General features: G+C 58.8%; 1 rRNA gene. It reads left to right on the top strand.

The annotated features are described in order from the left end of the window. Positions 1-1,336, top strand: a 16S ribosomal RNA gene (locus APR04_RS30270); the annotation flags it as partial. Between the last annotated feature and the right edge of the window lie 235 nt (positions 1,337-1,571).

Below are 1,571 nucleotides of genomic sequence, written 5' to 3' on the forward strand. Positions count from 1 at the left end.
CTGCATGGTGGGTGTTGGAAAGTTTTTCGGTGGGGGATGGGCTCGCGGCCTATCAGCTTGTTGGTGGGGTAATGGCCTACCAAGGCGTCGACGGGTAGCCGGCCTGAGAGGGCGACCGGCCACACTGGGACTGAGACACGGCCCAGACTCCTACGGGAGGCAGCAGTGGGGAATATTGCACAATGGGCGAAAGCCTGATGCAGCGACGCCACGTGAGGGATGACGGCCTTCGGGTTGTAAACCTCTTTCAGCAGGGAAGAAGCGAAAGTGACGGTACCTGCAGAAGAAGCGCCGGCTAACTACGTGCCAGCAGCCGCGGTAATACGTAGGGCGCAAGCGTTGTCCGGAATTATTGGGCGTAAAGAGCTCGTAGGCGGTTTGTCGCGTCTGGTGTGAAATCCCATGGCTCAACTGTGGGCTTGCATCGGGTACGGGCAGACTAGAGTACTGTAGGGGAGACTGGAATTCCTGGTGTAGCGGTGGAATGCGCAGATATCAGGAGGAACACCGATGGCGAAGGCAGGTCTCTGGGCAGTTACTGACGCTGAGGAGCGAAAGCATGGGGAGCGAACAGGATTAGATACCCTGGTAGTCCATGCCGTAAACGTTGGGCACTAGGTGTGGGGCGGGTTCCACTCGTTCTGTGCCGTAGCTAACGCATTAAGTGCCCCGCCTGGGGAGTACGGCCGCAAGGCTAAAACTCAAAGGAATTGACGGGGGCCCGCACAAGCGGCGGAGCATGCGGATTAATTCGATGCAACGCGAAGAACCTTACCAAGGCTTGACATGTACGAGAACGCGTTAGAGATAACGAACTCTTTGGACACTCGTACACAGGTGGTGCATGGTTGTCGTCAGCTCGTGTCGTGAGATGTTGGGTTAAGTCCCGCAACGAGCGCAACCCTTATCCTATGTTGCCAGCGGGTTATGCCGGGGACTCATGGGAGACTGCCGGGGTCAACTCGGAGGAAGGTGGGGATGACGTCAAATCATCATGCCCCTTATGTCTTGGGCTTCACGCATGCTACAATGGCCGGTACAGAGGGCTGCGATACCGTGAGGTGGAGCGAATCCCAAAAAGCCGGTCTCAGTTCGGATCGGGGTCTGCAACTCGACCCCGTGAAGTCGGAGTCGCTAGTAATCGCAGATCAGCAACGCTGCGGTGAATACGTTCCCGGGCCTTGTACACACCGCCCGTCAAGTCACGAAAGTTGGTAACACCCGAAGCTCACGGCCCAACCCGCAAGGGAGGGAGTGGTCGAAGGTGGGACTGGCGATTGGGACTAAGTCGTAACAAGGTAGCCGTACCGGAAGGTGCGGCTGGATCACCTCCTTTCTAAGGAGCTCATCTCCATCAGGCCCCACATAGTGGGGACGCCGACCGGCTCTTCGGAGCGGTCCTCCCTCTCGGGGGAGGGTGTGGTGGGTGCTGGTGGCAGAGGCCAGGCCCAGGCCGTACGTGTCTGGGGTGGTTGCTCATGGGTGGAACATTGACGAAGGGTCTCCCTGTCCGGGGTGGCTGCTAGTACGCCTGGTGCGTCTCCTTCGGGGGGCTGTCACGGGTTGGAACG

The sequence above is a fragment of the Promicromonospora umidemergens genome (genome assembly GCF_024171995.1).
Taxonomy (GTDB): domain Bacteria; phylum Actinomycetota; class Actinomycetes; order Actinomycetales; family Cellulomonadaceae; genus Promicromonospora; species Promicromonospora umidemergens.